Genomic DNA, 15,284 nt, shown 5'->3' with positions numbered 1-15,284 from the left:
CCGGCGATGCGATGCGCAGGCCGGCGCGTATTGCAACTCTTACTGCGACTATCTTGCGAATCAGCTCGACTTGCTGACCATGAAGTCGATCGCGTTCTTGACTTCCTCATCCTTCAGTGCAGCATTGCCGCCGCGCGGAGGCATCATCTTGAAGCCGTTGAGCGCGTGGGTGTACAGCGTATCCTTGCCTTGCGCAACGCGCGGCTGCCAGGCTGCCTTGTCACCGACCTTCGGTGCGCCGAGAACGCCGGCGCCGTGGCACGAAACGCAAGTGGCGTTGTAGACCTTCTCGCCTGCAGCGAGGTCGCCGCCGCCTGCAGCGGAAGCGCTTGCCGAAGCGGCGCCCGATGCTGCCGGAGCGGCTTCAGCCGGAGCGGAAGCGGCCGGAGCCGGTGCTTCAGCAGCCGGCGGAGCTGCCGGAGCCGGAGCCGAAGCGGCCGGCGGAGTCTGCTCTGCGGGGGCCGGGGCTTGCGCCTCTTCCTTCTTGCTGCAACCTGCCGCCAATACTGCAACCATCAAAAATGGTAGAACCTTCGATGCTTTCATGTTTCCTCTTTCCTATTTTTAATTAACAACAACAAAAAAACCGTTTGAAGATCATGCTCAGTGCGACATGCCGTCGTCGTGCGCAGCAGTACTATTCATACTGACCATGTCTGCGGTAATCTGTTCAAAGCGGAAAACCTTTCCGCCTTCCTTTTGCGCAAACGTTTCAGCGTCCTGCACATTGGAAAAAGAACCGAAGGTCGGGCCCATCGATCCGCGCTTCTTGCTGCCGACCACGTAAATTGCCGTCTTCGCGTCGATCCAGTTGCCCTGCGGATGCTCCCAGTCGGTCTTGCCCATGTCCTGCACGTAAATCGCCGCAACGGCGCGCTTGTGCTCGGGCGCCAGCACCTGGCCGAACAATTCCGTCAGGTCACAGAAGAAATCCGGCTGTCCTTCCGTGTAATGCATTTGAGCCTTCGGTCCAGCATAGTCCTTGAGTATCATGCCATCCAGCGCGCAAGCGGTATCATCCGTCGGTTCTTGCGCGGCAATCTTTTGCACTGCCTCACTACAGGCGGCGAGCGCGGCAATCAATACCAGACCGCTGATCCATTTCGACGATGCCATCCGAGCCAGCGCAGACTTCTTCACGATCAATCCCGAATTCACTTGAATCTCCAGTGTGCAAAAACGAAGGGCGTCACTATCCAGGCCAGCATGATGCCGATCAGAATCGTCGGATCGGTGAGCCCGTCCGGCATTACGGTAGCGAGGCCGTACATGTTCTGCACCTGTTCCGAGCTGAAGATGTTCAGCAAACGGAAAACATCGGCGGGATTAAGCATCAGCAAGGCACCGAACAATCCGCTGCCCAGCCTGCCCTGACTCAGCACAAGCGCTCCCATCAGCAGCAGATCGAAAATCAGCACAAAGAAAAACCAGAGCCCGATTGCCACGCCGCTTGCGCGAATGCGGTCAAGCGCAAGTACCGACACCAGCAAGGACAGGCTCAAGAACGCCATGCCCATCAGAATCGCACTGCACACAAACCCCGCGTAATGATACACGTCTCGAGTACCGAGTTGGGATGACAGAAGCAATACCCCTGCTCCGAACCCGAGAATAGTCGAGCTTGCCAGCGCTGCCGACAGCCCCGCGAATTTACCGAGCAAAATCTCGAAACGCGTGATCGGCATCGACAGCAGCAGCTCCAGCGAGCCGCGCTCCTTCTCGCCCACGATCGCGTCGTAGCCGAGAATCAGCGAGATCAGCGGCACGAGGTAAATCACCAGGCTGACCAGGCTGGCGATGGTGACGTCGATCCCGCGAAAACCGACCGCCCCCTGCTGCGCGGAGCCGAAATACGCGATCGCCAGCGCGAACAGCGAAAAGATCAGCGCCACCGCCAGCACCCAGCGATTGCGGATGCGGTCGCGGAATTCCTTGCTCGCGATGACCCGGACCTGGGACCAATCAACGCTGCTTGCCATGCAAACCTCCATAACCCAAGAACAGATCTTCCAGCGAAGGCTCGTGAATGGCGATGTCATGCACCGTATCCGCCAGCGCCGAAAGAATATTGAGAACCGCGACCTTCTGCCCCGGCAGGCAGGACACGCGCACGCAATCCTGGTCGATCTTCAGCTCCAGCCCGGCAAGATGCTGCAAGGCCGCCTGCACGCGCGTCTCTTGTCCGGAGCGCAGTTGAATCTGAATCACCGAAGGCAGCACCATCTGCGCACGCAATTCCGTCAGCGTGCCCTGGGCAGCGATGCGTCCGGAATTCAGGATCACCAACCGGTCCACCCGTTCCTGGATTTCCGCCAGAATGTGCGAGGTGATGATGATGGTCGTGCCCTTCGCCTTCACGTCATGCAGGACCTGGTAAAAATCGTGGATACCCTCCGGATCGAGACCGTTGGTCGGCTCGTCCAGAAAGATCAGGTCGGGCGAACCGAGCAGCACCTGTGCGAATCCGAGCCGCTGGCGCATGCCCTTGGAATAACCGCGCACCCGCCTTCCGGCGGCCTCGCGCAGGCCGACGCGTTCCAGCACCGCATCGCATTCGCGGCGCGGGACTTTTTTCAGATCCGCGAACAAGTGCAGGACTTCCAGTCCGGTCAGATTGTCATAGGTGACGAAGCTCTCCGGCAGATAGCCGATGCGGCGTCTCACCTCGCGAAAATCGCGACCGCCGATCAAGGCGCCGTTGACGCGAATCTCGCCGGCGGACGCCGGGATCAGGCCCAGCATCATCTTGAACAGTGTGCTCTTGCCCGCGCCATTGTGGCCGATCAGGCCGAACATCTCGCCGCTGCCGACCTTCAGGCTGACGCCGTCGACCGCATGCACGTCGCCGAACCACTTGCTGACGTTGCTGACTTCAATGAGATCGCTTGTCATTCCACTTACTCCAGTTTTCGTTCCAGGGGCGCATGCGTGGGTGCTTGTCGACAATGCTGGGTGCGCGCAGCACCGGGAACTGGCGCGCGACGAAGCGCAGCGTTTGTATCGATGGGCTGCTCAGGAGCAGCTTGAGCAGCGGGTATTGCCAGTTGAGTCGATCCACCACGTCGTTTGCTTCATAGGTGATATCGCCGGTACCGTCGCCGTTCTGATCCCAGCCGCTGTAATTGCTCCAATAGTTGCCCTTTCCGGCCCCCCATTCGACGTCACTGCTTGCGACGTACTTGACCTGCTCCTGGTTGTCGATGAAATCATTGCCATCGACCTTGTTGTTCTTCGATCCAGCAGCCAGGTGAATGCCTGTGTGATTACCGATCACAAGGTTATCCTTGACCGTGTTGTACTCGGCGTCGTAGATGAAAAAACCACGGCCATTGCCGGCGACGACGTTGTTTTCGACGATGGAATCCTGGATGGTACGCAGCATGATCCCATGGTCGTCATTACCCCAGGCGACGTTGTTGCGCACCACCAGGTTGCGCACTTCCATCAGCGCCAGGCCACTCCGATTAAGGTAGGACTGGTTGTTTTCCCAGGTACTGTTATTGGTGTTCATGTAGTGCGTGCCGTAACGCACATGATGGATCGTATTGCCGCGAAAGGCCGCGTTGCTCGAAATATCGACGTAGATGCCATCGCGCGTGAAACTGATCTTGTTGTCGATGACTTGCGATCCCTTGGTGTTGTACACCTGGATGCCATTGCCGCGATTGACGGACAAGAGGTCGCGCCGTCCGGTGATGACATTGCGAAGAAGATGGGAATCCGCGGAATTCTCCAGCCAGATGCCGAACAGGTTGTACACCAGTTCACAGTCCTGTACCGTGGCACGATCGGCGTGGGGCTGGATGTAGATGCCCGCGTTCTGCTTGTCGAGGTCGGTGCCGCTGTCGCGCACGATCAGTCCCTGGACTGTCACATCGGAGGCCGCGACGCGAATCACGTCGCCGCTGTTCTGGCCGCTGATGGTGGGCCGGTTGATGCCTTGCAGGGTCAGGCGTTTGTCGATCAGCAAACGTTCATTGTAGGTGCCGCGCTCGATCTGTACGGTGTCACCCGGTTGGGCCGCATGAATGGCGGCTGCAATCGACTGCCCTGGTTTGACCTGCAGGACTGCGCCCCAGGCGGCGCAGCCCGTCACTGCCAGCGCTCCGGTGAACAGGATTGCGCCAATCCTTCTGCTCAACGACTTCACCGGAACGGTTCCTTACACTCGGCTTTCATGCTCCTTATCCTGCCTTTCTCTTCACTTCCATCGATTTTTCCGCAAGATTGCGCCGTACGCTATCCAGCGGAATGAAGTAACCCTTGTCGTTGATCGGGGTCAGGGGCAAACCTGCCTTGTCGCGCGACTTGCGTTCCTTGACCAGCGGCGGGCAGGCGTGATCGTCATAGTACATGACCATGCAATCGAGGCAGGCCAGGCACTCGCGCTGGTCGATCTTGCCTTTTGCATCAATTGCATGCGAACCGCAGCCTGCCGCACAGGCGTGGCAGGTCGTGCATTCTGCCTTGCGCTTCAGGCCAAACAGGCGGAACGTGCTCGGAATCGCCAGGCCGGCGCCCATCGGGCAAATATATTTGCAGTACGGGCGCTCGCTGAACAGGGAAAAGCCGAGGATCGCTGCCACGAACAGAATGAACGGCCAGCCACGATTCCAGACGCCGACCAGGAAGGTGCTCTTGAACGGCTCGATTTCCGCCAGCGTTTCCGCCATTTCCATCGAGTAGAACGAAACGCACAACAACACGACAAACACACCGTACTTGATCCACTTGAGCTTGTCGTGCAGCTTTTTCGGCAACAAGCCCTGGAAGCGCTTCAGGCCGATGAGCTGACCGAGCTTGAAGGTCAAATGCTGCAAGGAGCCGAACGGGCACATCCATCCGCAGAACAGGCCGCGGCCCCAGATCAACACCGTGCCGATCATGAACCACCAGAAGATGAATATGAACGGATCCGACAGAAACAGTTCCCACTTCCAATGATGAATCACTGAATGGAACCAGGTCATTATCTGCGTGATGCTGGGCTGCGCCTTCAGGTAAAACCCGACATAGACGACCGCGACGATCCACAGCAGATGACGTGGAATCGAGATCCATGGCTTGTGCTTGCGGTTGGATATGCGCACCAGCTTGTCGCGCATCGCGTACAGCACGGCGGTCGTCGCGAGGAACAATACGAAGAAAGCAATTTCCACTTTCTTCGCGATCCACATTTTCTTCCATGCCGCCTGCGGGCGCGCCACGTTGGGCCGCCCGCCCTCCAGATAACGGGCCGGCAGCCAGTATTCCTGGTCGAAATGCTCGAAGGTCTTGATGCGCGTTTGTGCGTCGACCTTGTTGGCAAGGTAGGTCAGCTGCCATGGCCAGGCAGGATTGAAGTTGGCCGAGCGGATGATGAAGATCCCGGATTCCTTGTAGGCGGGCGTGTCGCCAGGCTCCAGGTGGTACAGATTCAGATAGTCGGTATCGCGGAACGTGAAGGTGCCAGAATCCTGCCGTATCTGGATCCGGTCGTAAATGCCCCCGCGCACGAAGCCCGAGCCCTTGAACGAAACCTGTCCGTTGGCGACAACGAACAAGGCATGTTCATCCTTCTTAAGATCCTGCATCAGGCGCTCGTAACCGCGCTCGCCCAGCAGGCTGATGCCCAGCGTCGGCACGTTCAGGTAACCGAAATACAAATCCATGTACGGGCGCGAACTGTCGCCGGTGCCGACATCGGAGGCCTCCAGCAGGAGATGTTGAACACTGCCTTCCTTTTCGAGCGCCTTCCAGTCGAGCTTCTCGCGCAGCGGCGTGAAATGCGCGCGCGGTTTGGGGGTGTACTTGAAAATACCGACCTGTTTGCCAATCTCGTAAGAACTCTGCGCGATGACCTGGTTCTCGGCAATCGCCGTGACCGTCGCGCCGCTGATGGCATCCAGACCAACCGCGCCATTGTCCTGCTGGCTCTCGCTGTGTCCGATTTCCAGCTTGGCCGCCGCTGACTTGCCAATATATTGCGCGATGAACTTGGTCAGCACTGATTCAGGAATGCCCGCCAGCAGAATCGGTTCCGAATGCTTCAGAATCCGCACGCCGGTAAGGATGCCCTTCGTGTCCATGCCGATCAAGGTGATGACGGGCTTGCCGGAGTAAGCGGGAATATCCACCACGTCAGTAGACAGAAAGACATAACCGATAAGCTGCTTGCCGCTCTCGTCAGAATACGCTTCGACATAGCTCGGCATGCCCTTGCGGGTGGAAAACTTCTTTGCCGATGGTATGACGTCGCCGCATGGTGCGTAGGCACACAGGTCGGGGCTTGTCGTGAGTTCGGGCGGAAGAACAGTGTCATACATCGATGCGTGCGAGTGCGGTGCAAACAGCAGTCCGCAAAGCGCGATCCAGAGAACGAGCATCAGATGCAACGGGGGGAGGCGGCGAAAAGTATGTGTCATACGAATTTTCTTGAGTATTCTCAGAAATACTCGAACCGGCACGCATTGTGGGCTTGTTTCACAGGGCAATAGCGGAATGGCGACGTGCCGGAGAAAGAAACCCGCCATTTGAAACAATTTAAACAAAAACCGTAGGGCAGGTCCTGCCCGCCCTACGTCATGCATGTTGCAAATTAACTACCGCGATTACGCCTCAACGATGAAGCGGCTACGCATTTCCAGATGCAGCGCGTGACAGAAGTGGGTGCAATAGATCCAGTACACACCCGGCTTGTCGGCCTTGAAAGTTACCGACTTGGTTTCCTGCGGATTCACAATGAAGTTGATGTTGTGGTACGGGATGCCGCAACCATGCGTCAGGTCCTCGACCTTGTCATGGTTGGTCAGCGTGATCGTCACTTCATCACCCTTCTTCACCCTGATCTCCGGAATGCTGTAGGCCGGAGCAACCGACATCATACGTACACTCACCTTGTTGCCCTTGCGCGTGATGCCGGCGTTATCCGGTTTCACGGCATTCGGGAAGTCGTCCATATTGTAAATCTGGCGTGTCTTCACGATATCGCGGCGCATGATGATGGCGTCATGCGGTTCCGGATAGGCAGTGTGATCGGACACAATGCGCATCTTGTCACCGCTGATGTCGATCATCTGCTCGGTTTCGCAGTGCAGCGGGCCGACCGGCAGGAAGCGATCCTTCGAGAACTTGTTACCCGAATTGAAGTACTTGCCGTCCGCTTCCTTGGTTTCGCCCATCGACGCAAAACCATGGCCCGGCTGGTAATGCACGTCAACCTTGTCGAGGACCGGGTTGACCGACTTGTCGCCCTTGTATTGCGCGATAGCCTTGTCCACGTTCCACTTGACGATCTGACTATCTAGGAACAGCGTGGTGAACGCGTTGCCTTTACCGTCGAAAGCGGTATGCAAGGGGCCAAGGCCGATTTCCGGCTGTGCCACGACTGCATCGCGTTCGGTTTTCAATTCGCCGTTGAACCACTTCTCGACCAACGCGATTTCGATCACGGTCGCCGTCGGCGACAGCTTATCGGAGGTGACGAAGTACTTGCCGTCCGGGCTGGCGTTCACGCCGTGCGGGTTCTTGCCGGCCGGGACGTAGCAGGTAATGGCAGTCTTCGGATCCTGGTTGGCTGCCTTGCGGCCGTCAACGACGGGCACCTTGGAGGTGCCGATGTGGGTGAACTTGCCATCCTTGACCAGCTTTTCGATGCGGGCAATATCAAAGAATATGCAGGCGTCCCGCTCAGCAGACATCATGCCAGCCTGGTCGGCCGCATTCTCGGTGTTGTACGAGTTTGTAGCGGCATACTTGCCGTTGTAAGACGTTGCGACCAGGTCGCAGTTGCCGTCAATGCGCACTTGCCAGCGCACTTCCATCGTTTCAGCGTCAATACAAGTGAACAGCGCGCCCCACTTACTCGGATCGTTCAGGTCGTGGCCGTCGTTAGGCAGCGGGATATGGAATTCGCCGCCGCAGAAAACGCGGGTGGTGTAGTTGATTTTCGGATCGACCGGATCGCACTTGTCCGGGAAGGTTCCGTGATAGCCCATCACGTTCGGCAGCTGGGTGATCTTGTCGCATTCCATCGTATCCATGCGAATACGGGCGAGACGCGAATGCAGCTTGTCATTGACGAACAGCCAGCGGCCGTCATACGTGCCGTCCTTGTAGCTGCCGTGGATGTGGTGGGTGTCACCGGTCGTGTATTTCAGGCTGCCATCCGGATTGGTGCCAATGATCGCCTTCGATTCGTTGGTGATGCCCCAGCCGACCATCGGGTCGATATTGAAAACCGGGATTCGGCGCAGCGTGCGGCCGGACGGATACCCTATGATGCGGGCTTCGCCGGAGTGGCCGCCACTGGAGAAAAAGTAGTAATCGTCGAGCTGACCCGGCGCAACTTCATGCCCAACAGGCGCGGATGCCGCCTTGCTGACGGCCGTTCCCGTCGCCGACGCGGCTGCGGAGGCCTTCGTTACTGCCGGCTCTTCCTTGCAACCGGCTAACACTCCTGCGCCGGCGAGGCCCAGCAATGCGCTCTGGCCCAAGAAGCGGCGACGAGTGTTTTGCTCGGGTAGATCTTTGTTCAACTTGGTCTTTTTGGCCTTATCCATGAGTACCTTTCTGAGTCGGCTGCCTTAAGTAAAAAAATCGTGTCGCGGGCAAACCCGTCTAAATATGCATTTCTGATGCAGATTATTCGTTTTGCGTCGCAGAAAAAATATGATCTGGATCAACTTTCCCCGGATCCAGACCGGAAACAACTGTTTCGGATTGACGTTTACTACAGGGACGAGAGCTTAATTATTTTTTCGCAATTGGCCCAATGACCTGAATCAAGACTAGCCCGAACTAATTCTTTTAATTGCATGCACTCAGATTGTGCATCGCGACATGAAGGATATGTCTTTTGGGAAATATGAGCTATCCGTTGGAGGGCTAAAGCGGGCTCCCAATATGACTAGCACCCTAGTCACAAAGGCGTAGGCAAAACGCTACTGCGTTATACCGAAAGAGCTATCTCAACGACAGGCGACGCAGGAAAGGAATTCGCCCCGGCCACTGGACTTATTCCAGATCAAGAATTTCAAATAAATCCAGGCCCTTGATTGTCGACCCTATATTTAGTGATTAACATCATTTAGACCACAACAGGTTGTATTCATCAGGAGGCGCAATGACGGCTCGCGCAATTACTTTTCTCACAAAAATCATCAAACGGGATGGCAGCCTCAAGCCGTTCGACCCCAACAAGATCCTGTCCGCCCTGCTTCGCGCCGGCCAGGCAAGCGGCGAGTTCGGCCATGAAGAGGCCGAAGCGCTGACCCTCCAGGCGGTCATGCAACGCATTCAGCTGCAAGGCGATGCTGCGCCGCACATCGAACAAATCCAGGACGTGGTCGAGGCTGTTCTGTTCGACGCAGGCTATCGCAAGACGCTGCGCGCCTATGTCATCTATCGCGAACAGCACAAGAAACTGCGCAACGACCGCAAGACCCTGGTCGACGTGGAATCCTCGATCAACGAATATCTCGAACAGCTCGACTGGCGCGTCAATGCAAACGCCAACCAGGGCTATTCTCTCGGCGGACTGATTCTCAATGTATCCGGCAAGGTCATCGCGAACTACTGGCTGAACCACGTCTATCCTCCGGAAGTGGGTGACGCGCATCGCCGCGCCGATATCCACATCCACGATCTCGACATGCTGGCAGGCTATTGCGCCGGCTGGTCGCTGCGCACCTTGCTCAACGAAGGACTGAACGGCGTGCCGGGCAAGGTGGAATCCGGCCCGCCCAGGCACATGTCTAGCGCAATTGGTCAGATCGTCAACTTCCTCGGCACCCTGCAGAACGAGTGGGCCGGCGCACAGGCGTTCAGCTCCTTCGATACCTACATGGCGGCCTTCGTACGCAACGACAAGCTGTCGTATGGCGAAGTCCGGCAGTACATGCAGGAACTGATCTACAACCTCAACGTGCCCTCGCGCTGGGGAACGCAGACGCCCTTCACCAACCTCACCTTCGACTGGGTCTGCCCGGAAGATCTGCGCGAGCAGGTGCCGGTCATCGGCGGCAAGGAAATGCCCTTTACCTATGGCGACCTGCAAGGCGAAATGGACATGATCAACCGTGCCTACATCGAAGTGATGATGGCCGGTGATGCCAAGGGCCGCGTGTTCACCTTCCCGATCCCGACCTACAACATCACCGAGGACTTCGACTGGAACAGCCCGAACGCCGAACTGCTGTTCGAAATGACCGCGCGCTATGGTCTCCCCTACTTCCAGAATTTCGTCAATTCGGAACTCAAGCCGAACATGATCCGCTCCATGTGCTGCCGCCTGCAGCTCGACCTGCGCGAACTGCTCAAGCGCGGCAACGGCCTGTTCGGCTCGGCGGAGCAGACCGGCTCGCTCGGCGTGGTCACGATCAATTGCGCGCGCCTCGGCTACCAGTTCCGCGGCGATGAAGCCGGCTTGTTGGAGCGCGTGGACCAGTTGCTGGAAATCGGCAAGGTCAGCCTCGAGATCAAGCGCAAGGTGATCCAGCGTCACATGGACAATGGATTGTTCCCGTACACCAAGCGCTACCTCGGCACGCTGCGCAATCACTTTTCGACGCTCGGCGTCAATGGCATCAACGAGATGATCCGCAACTTCACCAGCGACGCGCACGACATCACCAGCGAGTGGGGCAATGCCTTCGCGCTGCGCCTGCTCGACCACGTCCGTGCGCGCATGCTGGAATTCCAGGACCAGACCGGCAACATGTACAACCTGGAAGCGACACCCGCGGAAGGCACGACCTATCGCTTTGCCAAGGAAGATCGCAAGCGCTTCCCGGACATCCTGCAGGCCGGCACGCCAGAGATGCCCTACTACACCAACTCCTCGCAATTACCGGTCGGGTTTACCGACGATCCCTTCGAAGCGCTGGAGCGGCAGGACGAACTGCAGCGCAAGTACACCGGCGGCACGGTGCTGCATCTCTACATGACCGAACCGGTGTCGAGCTCGCATGCCTGCCGCATGCTGGTCAAGCGCGCGCTGAGCCGGTTCCGTCTGCCGTACATCACGGTCACTCCGACTTTTTCCATCTGCCCCAAGCATGGATATCTGAGCGGGAAACACGAATTCTGTCCGAAATGCGATGACGAAATCATCGCGCGCAAGATGCGCGAGGCGGAATCGGCTTAGACAGCAGGCTGTTGAAAAACGTAGCGAGCGGGGCGAGATCGGTGCCGAGGAGCGCACGCGTGCAGAGTGGTACGCAAAGCACCGCTGGCCCCAGGATCGGCCCGCGCAGCAGTTTTTCAACAGCCTGCCAGAACTAGCCGAGATCAAGTCGGATCGTTTTCATTGGTCCGAAAGACGACAAAAGATGCAACTTCAACGTACACTTCGACAAGGAGATAGTCATGACAGACCTTAGCAACCAAAAGGCGCTCGCAAGCAGGCAAATCATTCTCACGGATGCAGAACGCCAGCCATGCGAAATCTGGACCCGGGTGATGGGTTATCACCGTCCCGTGTCCTCCTTCAATATCGGGAAAAAGGGAGAATTTCATGAGCGTCAGTACTTTAGCGAGCAATCAGCACAACTCTCCAGCGACTGAGAGTTTGCCGCGTTCGCTGAAGGTCGGTGGCATCACGCCGTTTACGTCCACCGACTACCCCGGACAGCTTGCTGCGGTCGTGTTCGTGCAAGGCTGTCCGTGGCAATGCGGGTATTGCCACAACCCGCACTTGCAACCACGCCTGCAGAAGAGCCCTCTTCAATGGTCGCGCGTACTGGGCTTGCTGGAAAAGCGCGTCGGCCTGATCGACGGTGTCGTGTTCAGCGGCGGCGAGCCGACGCTCGATCCGGCGCTGGGCAATGCCATGCGCGATGTGCGCAGGCTGGGTTTCAAGATCGGCCTGCACACCGGCGGATCCTATCCGCATCGGCTCATGGAACTGTTGCCAGAAATTGACTGGATCGCGCTGGACGTCAAGGCGCCGTTCAATCAGTACGAGAAAATCACCGGCGTCACCGAAAGCGGTCTGCACGCGCTTGCATCGGCCGAGGCGATCCTTTCAAGCGGTGTCGACCATGAGTTCCGCACCACCGTGCATCCATCTCTGCTCAGCGAAGAGGAAGTGCTTGAGTTGGGCCGCACGCTGGCAAGCATGGGCGTCAAGAACTATGCGCTGCAAGTCTTCCGCGCACAGGGATGCAAAACCAGGGAATTGAAAGCGACGGCGCTGGCCGGTTATCCGAGCACAGACCTGATTGCGCAGCTCTCGCAATTGTTTCCGGGCTTCGTCCATCGCCCGGCATAGGAAGGGAAATACGGTGCGCGTGGCAGATGTCGCGCACCATCCCCGCAGCAGCGCTTACTCCTGCTCTTCGCTCACCGCTTCGGCGCGATGCCGATCGAGGTCGGCAATCACACGCTCCACCACCGCATCGCCCTGCTCACGATCGAAGTCCATGTGATTGCGCTTCTTGACGCCATACTCATTCAACTGGTGATAATGTTCCGGCGTGACGTCATGACGCGCCAGCGAGCTGCGGGTGCATGCAAGGGGGCAGCCATCGAGCGCGATGATCGGACGTCCGGATTTGGCGACTCTCACCAATTGCGGCACATCGCCGCCCACGCCCGCGATGCACGACATTTCCGCGACTCCGCGCCGGTCCAGTTGCAGGGCAGCGTAGTTCGCCGTCTGAGCGGCACTGGAACAGCCCGAGCAGGAATACACCAGTGGAAAATTCGGGTCCTTTGCAACCATCCTCTTCTTCCCCGCTCTGTCAGCCTTGTCCGCGCCCGCCCGGTTTGATCCTTCCCAACACGCGGGCCGGAGCCAGTTTTCCGAGTTCGAATACCGGCAGCTCAATCGCATCCAGCGTGTTCTTCACCAGCAGGCCGAGTTCGGTATCGCCTTCCATCGAAAGACGACGGCTGAAGAACAGCGTGTCAGGATCTTCCTGGCGCCGCGCAAGCAGCAGAAAGTCGTGTGCGCTGGCGCCGATCGTCAAATCCGGCTCGCCATCCTTGCCGCATGCGGCGAAGCGTCCGTTTTCCCACTTGAAATCGAAGGACAGCTTGGCATCGGTGACGCTGATGCGCAGTTTTTTCCCGTTCAGGGACTGCTGCACGTCGGGCGGCAGATCGCCCTTTAATGCAATATTGAGCCCGGTTGCGAACAACAAGGAACCGGGATAGACCGGCAACAGGGAAAGGAGCTTGCCCACCGGCTCGGGCAACAGAAAACGACTTTGACTCATAGGAATTTCCTCGACTGAATCTTGCTGGGCTTTGCTCAGACGGATTGCAGTCGACAAAGCTCAGTCTTTCACTTCCTCTCACGGAATCGCGAGAGGGCACGTCGCGGCGGAAACAGGGACTCTCCCGCTCCCGCAAAAATCAGGCTGCCACCATCTGGTCAAGACCGGGCTTGCCGTACCAGAAACCGTTGCATGGCGCGGCCGGCATCAATGCTTCCATCTCGCGCATCGCTTCGGCTGCATCGCGTTTCTGCGCGATGACATCATGGAACAGGCCAATGATGCGATCGGTATGCTGCGATTGCGGACTGATGCGAACCACATCCACGCCAAGCTCGCGCATGGCGCCGATTTCATTGACCAGGTTGTAGACCAGCGCCGATTGCGTCTGGATGCCGTTGAGCGTCAGGAAATGCTGGCCCTCGCGCGTCTTCAGCGCCAGACCATCCGGGAATTCCATGCAGGTGAACTGGCAATCGTCTTTCGGCAGGTTGCGATGGCGCGCGGTGAAGCAACGCGCGGAGAACGCCAGCGGCATTCGTCCGTACGAGAATACCTCGGTCTCGATTCCGGCCGGGCGCCCCTGCTGCATATGGATCAGTCCCTCGCGCGACATCTCCAGCGGCATGACCCAGCGTCTTGCGCCGGTTTCAGCCATGAACTGCAAGGTCGGCGGGTTGAATACATTCAGATGCGGACCGGCGACGAACGGCACCTTGCCCGCCAGGCAATGCAGCGCGCCCATATCGTTCGCTTCGACGTCGAAGCGGCCGTTTTCGGTGATCCGATGCAGCGTGCCGATGTCGGTCTTGGACTCCAGCAGGACTTGCGTGGACAGCACCACTTCCTTGCCGGCTGCCTGCAACATCTCGGCGACGTCAAGCCAGTCGGTGAGTTTCAGTTCGCGACGGCGCGAGCAGACGGCCTCGCCGATATAAACGATATCGACCGGCGTCTCCGCGATCATCTGATAAAACTCGAATACGGTATTGCGCGGCCAGAAATACAGGTTCGGCCCCAGAGCCAGCTTCAAAATGTGTTCTCCAGCAAATTATTTCCAGGGCTTGTGGTAGGCACCGAGCGTGTGCTGCTGTCCTTCCGCCACCTTGTTGAGTTCCGACATCCAGGCCGGCTTCACGGAATAGCGTTGCGCATGATCGCGGCAATTGTCGATCGCCTCGCGCCACACCTTGGTAACCTGCGCGACGTAAGCCGGGCTGCGCTGGCGGCCTTCGATCTTGATGGCGCGCACGCCCATCGCCAGCAGTTGCGGCAGCAGTTCCAGCGTATTGAGACTGGTCGGCTCCTCGATCGCGTAATAGCTCTCGTTGTTGACTTCGAAACGGCCCTTGCACAGCGTCGGATAGCCCGCGTTTTCGCCTTCGTCGTAGCGATCGATCAGCACACCGTTCAGGCGCGACTCCAGTCCCTTCGACGTCTGCTGCCAGCGCACCGACTTGGCGGGGGAACACACGCCATGCGTGTTGGGCGCTTCGCCCGTGACATAGGACGACAGCGCGCAGCGACCTTCCACCATCACGCACAGGCTGCCGAAACCGAAGACTTCGATTTCCACCTGCGTGTTCTGGCTGACGAACTCGACCTGCTCCAGCGACAGCACGCGCGGCAGAACGGCGCGCTGGATGTTGAAGCGCTCGCGATAGAAATTGATCGCCTCGTAGTTGGTCGCCGATCCTTGCACCGAAAGATGCAAGCGCAGATCCGGGTAATTCTTCGCCGCATACTGCATCAGCGCCGGGTCCGCCAGGATGATCGCATCGATGCCCGAGGACGCGGCGCGGTCGATGGCCTTGCGCCACGGAGTGACGTCGGTTGCCTGCGGATAGGTATTCAGCGCCAGCAGGACCTTGCGGCCCTTGCCATGCGCGTAAGCGATACCTTCCGCAATGGCCTTCTCGTCGAAATTCAGACCCGCGAAATTGCGCGCGTTGGTCGCGTCGCGAAAGCCGAGATAAACACAATCCGCGCCATTATCGACGGCCAGCTTCAGGGCCGGGAGGCTACCGGCCGGACAAACCAGTTCCATCTGGCCTGCTGCGTTCTGCATAACTTCACTTCTTCAAA

14 protein-coding genes are annotated in these 15,284 nt (G+C 58.2%); 3 read left to right on the top strand and 11 right to left on the bottom strand.

The window, feature by feature from the left end:
* Positions 1 to 60: 60 nt before the first annotated feature.
* The 7 genes from VJ651_RS18280 to nosZ all read right to left on the bottom strand — a co-directional run bounded on the left by VJ651_RS18280 (position 61) and on the right by nosZ (position 8,540).
* Positions 61 to 546, bottom strand: coding sequence for a c-type cytochrome (locus VJ651_RS18280; RefSeq protein ID WP_324108811.1), 486 nt, complete (start codon positions 544 to 546; stop codon positions 61 to 63).
* A gap of 57 nt (positions 547 to 603) precedes the next feature.
* Positions 604 to 1,116, bottom strand: a complete 513-nt coding sequence (locus VJ651_RS18275; RefSeq protein WP_414691359.1) for a nitrous oxide reductase accessory protein NosL — start codon at positions 1,114 to 1,116, stop codon at positions 604 to 606.
* Between the two features lie 38 nt (positions 1,117 to 1,154).
* Positions 1,155 to 1,979, bottom strand: coding sequence for an ABC transporter permease (locus VJ651_RS18270; RefSeq protein WP_324108809.1), 825 nt, complete (start codon positions 1,977 to 1,979; stop codon positions 1,155 to 1,157).
* Positions 1,963 to 2,892 carry an ABC transporter ATP-binding protein gene (locus VJ651_RS18265; protein WP_136417236.1) on the bottom strand — a complete coding sequence of 310 codons (930 nt, stop codon included), beginning with the start codon at positions 2,890 to 2,892 and terminating at the stop codon, positions 1,963 to 1,965. Before VJ651_RS18265 ends, VJ651_RS18270 begins: the two co-directional genes overlap by 17 nt.
* Positions 2,873 to 4,141 (bottom strand): nitrous oxide reductase family maturation protein NosD, encoded by a 1,269-nt coding sequence (gene nosD / locus VJ651_RS18260; protein WP_414691353.1) that lies wholly within the window; start codon positions 4,139 to 4,141, stop codon positions 2,873 to 2,875. The genes VJ651_RS18265 and nosD overlap by 20 nt, the downstream gene beginning before the upstream one ends.
* A gap of 43 nt (positions 4,142 to 4,184) precedes the next feature.
* Positions 4,185 to 6,404: a 4Fe-4S binding protein gene (locus tag VJ651_RS18255; RefSeq protein WP_324108808.1), complete on the bottom strand. Its 2,220-nt coding sequence runs from the start codon at positions 6,402 to 6,404 to the stop codon at positions 4,185 to 4,187.
* 186 nt (positions 6,405 to 6,590) lie between these two features.
* Positions 6,591 to 8,540, bottom strand: a complete 1,950-nt coding sequence (gene nosZ / locus VJ651_RS18250; RefSeq protein ID WP_324108807.1) for a TAT-dependent nitrous-oxide reductase — start codon at positions 8,538 to 8,540, stop codon at positions 6,591 to 6,593.
* Between the two features lie 563 nt (positions 8,541 to 9,103).
* Here nosZ and VJ651_RS18245 point away from each other — a divergent pair.
* The 3 genes from VJ651_RS18245 (at position 9,104) to VJ651_RS18235 (ending at position 12,250) form a co-directional block, all read left to right on the top strand.
* Positions 9,104 to 11,125, top strand: a complete 2,022-nt coding sequence (locus VJ651_RS18245; RefSeq protein ID WP_324108806.1) for a ribonucleoside triphosphate reductase — start codon at positions 9,104 to 9,106, stop codon at positions 11,123 to 11,125.
* Positions 11,126 to 11,346: 221 nt separating this feature from the next.
* Positions 11,347 to 11,544, top strand: coding sequence for an anaerobic ribonucleoside-triphosphate reductase (gene nrdD, locus VJ651_RS18240; RefSeq protein ID WP_136417240.1), 198 nt, complete (start codon positions 11,347 to 11,349; stop codon positions 11,542 to 11,544).
* Positions 11,495 to 12,250, top strand: coding sequence for an anaerobic ribonucleoside-triphosphate reductase activating protein (locus VJ651_RS18235; protein ID WP_324108805.1), 756 nt, complete (start codon positions 11,495 to 11,497; stop codon positions 12,248 to 12,250). The genes nrdD and VJ651_RS18235 overlap by 50 nt, the downstream gene beginning before the upstream one ends.
* Positions 12,251 to 12,304: 54 nt before the next feature.
* Here the strand turns inward: VJ651_RS18235 and VJ651_RS18230 are convergent, their stop codons facing one another.
* From VJ651_RS18230 to ubiU, 4 genes are all read right to left on the bottom strand, one after another.
* Positions 12,305 to 12,703 (bottom strand): putative zinc-binding protein, encoded by a 399-nt coding sequence (locus VJ651_RS18230; protein WP_324108804.1) that lies wholly within the window; start codon positions 12,701 to 12,703, stop codon positions 12,305 to 12,307.
* A gap of 19 nt (positions 12,704 to 12,722) precedes the next feature.
* On the bottom strand, positions 12,723 to 13,199 hold the full coding sequence (gene ubiT, locus VJ651_RS18225) for a ubiquinone anaerobic biosynthesis accessory factor UbiT (RefSeq protein WP_324108803.1): 477 nt from the start codon (positions 13,197 to 13,199) through the stop codon (positions 12,723 to 12,725).
* Positions 13,200 to 13,338: 139 nt separating this feature from the next.
* Complete coding sequence (gene ubiV / locus VJ651_RS18220) at positions 13,339 to 14,232, bottom strand: ubiquinone anaerobic biosynthesis protein UbiV (protein ID WP_324108802.1); 894 nt, start codon at positions 14,230 to 14,232, stop codon at positions 13,339 to 13,341.
* Positions 14,233 to 14,250: 18 nt separating this feature from the next.
* A complete protein-coding gene (ubiU, locus tag VJ651_RS18215; protein WP_136417245.1) occupies positions 14,251 to 15,267 on the bottom strand; it encodes a ubiquinone anaerobic biosynthesis protein UbiU in 1,017 nt (338 codons plus the stop codon).
* Between the last annotated feature and the right edge of the window lie 17 nt (positions 15,268 to 15,284).

The sequence above is a fragment of the Noviherbaspirillum sp. genome, assembly GCF_035254865.1.
In the GTDB taxonomy this organism is placed as follows: Bacteria; Pseudomonadota; Gammaproteobacteria; order Burkholderiales; family Burkholderiaceae_D; genus Noviherbaspirillum.
This window is presented reverse-complemented; position numbering and strand designations above follow the sequence as displayed.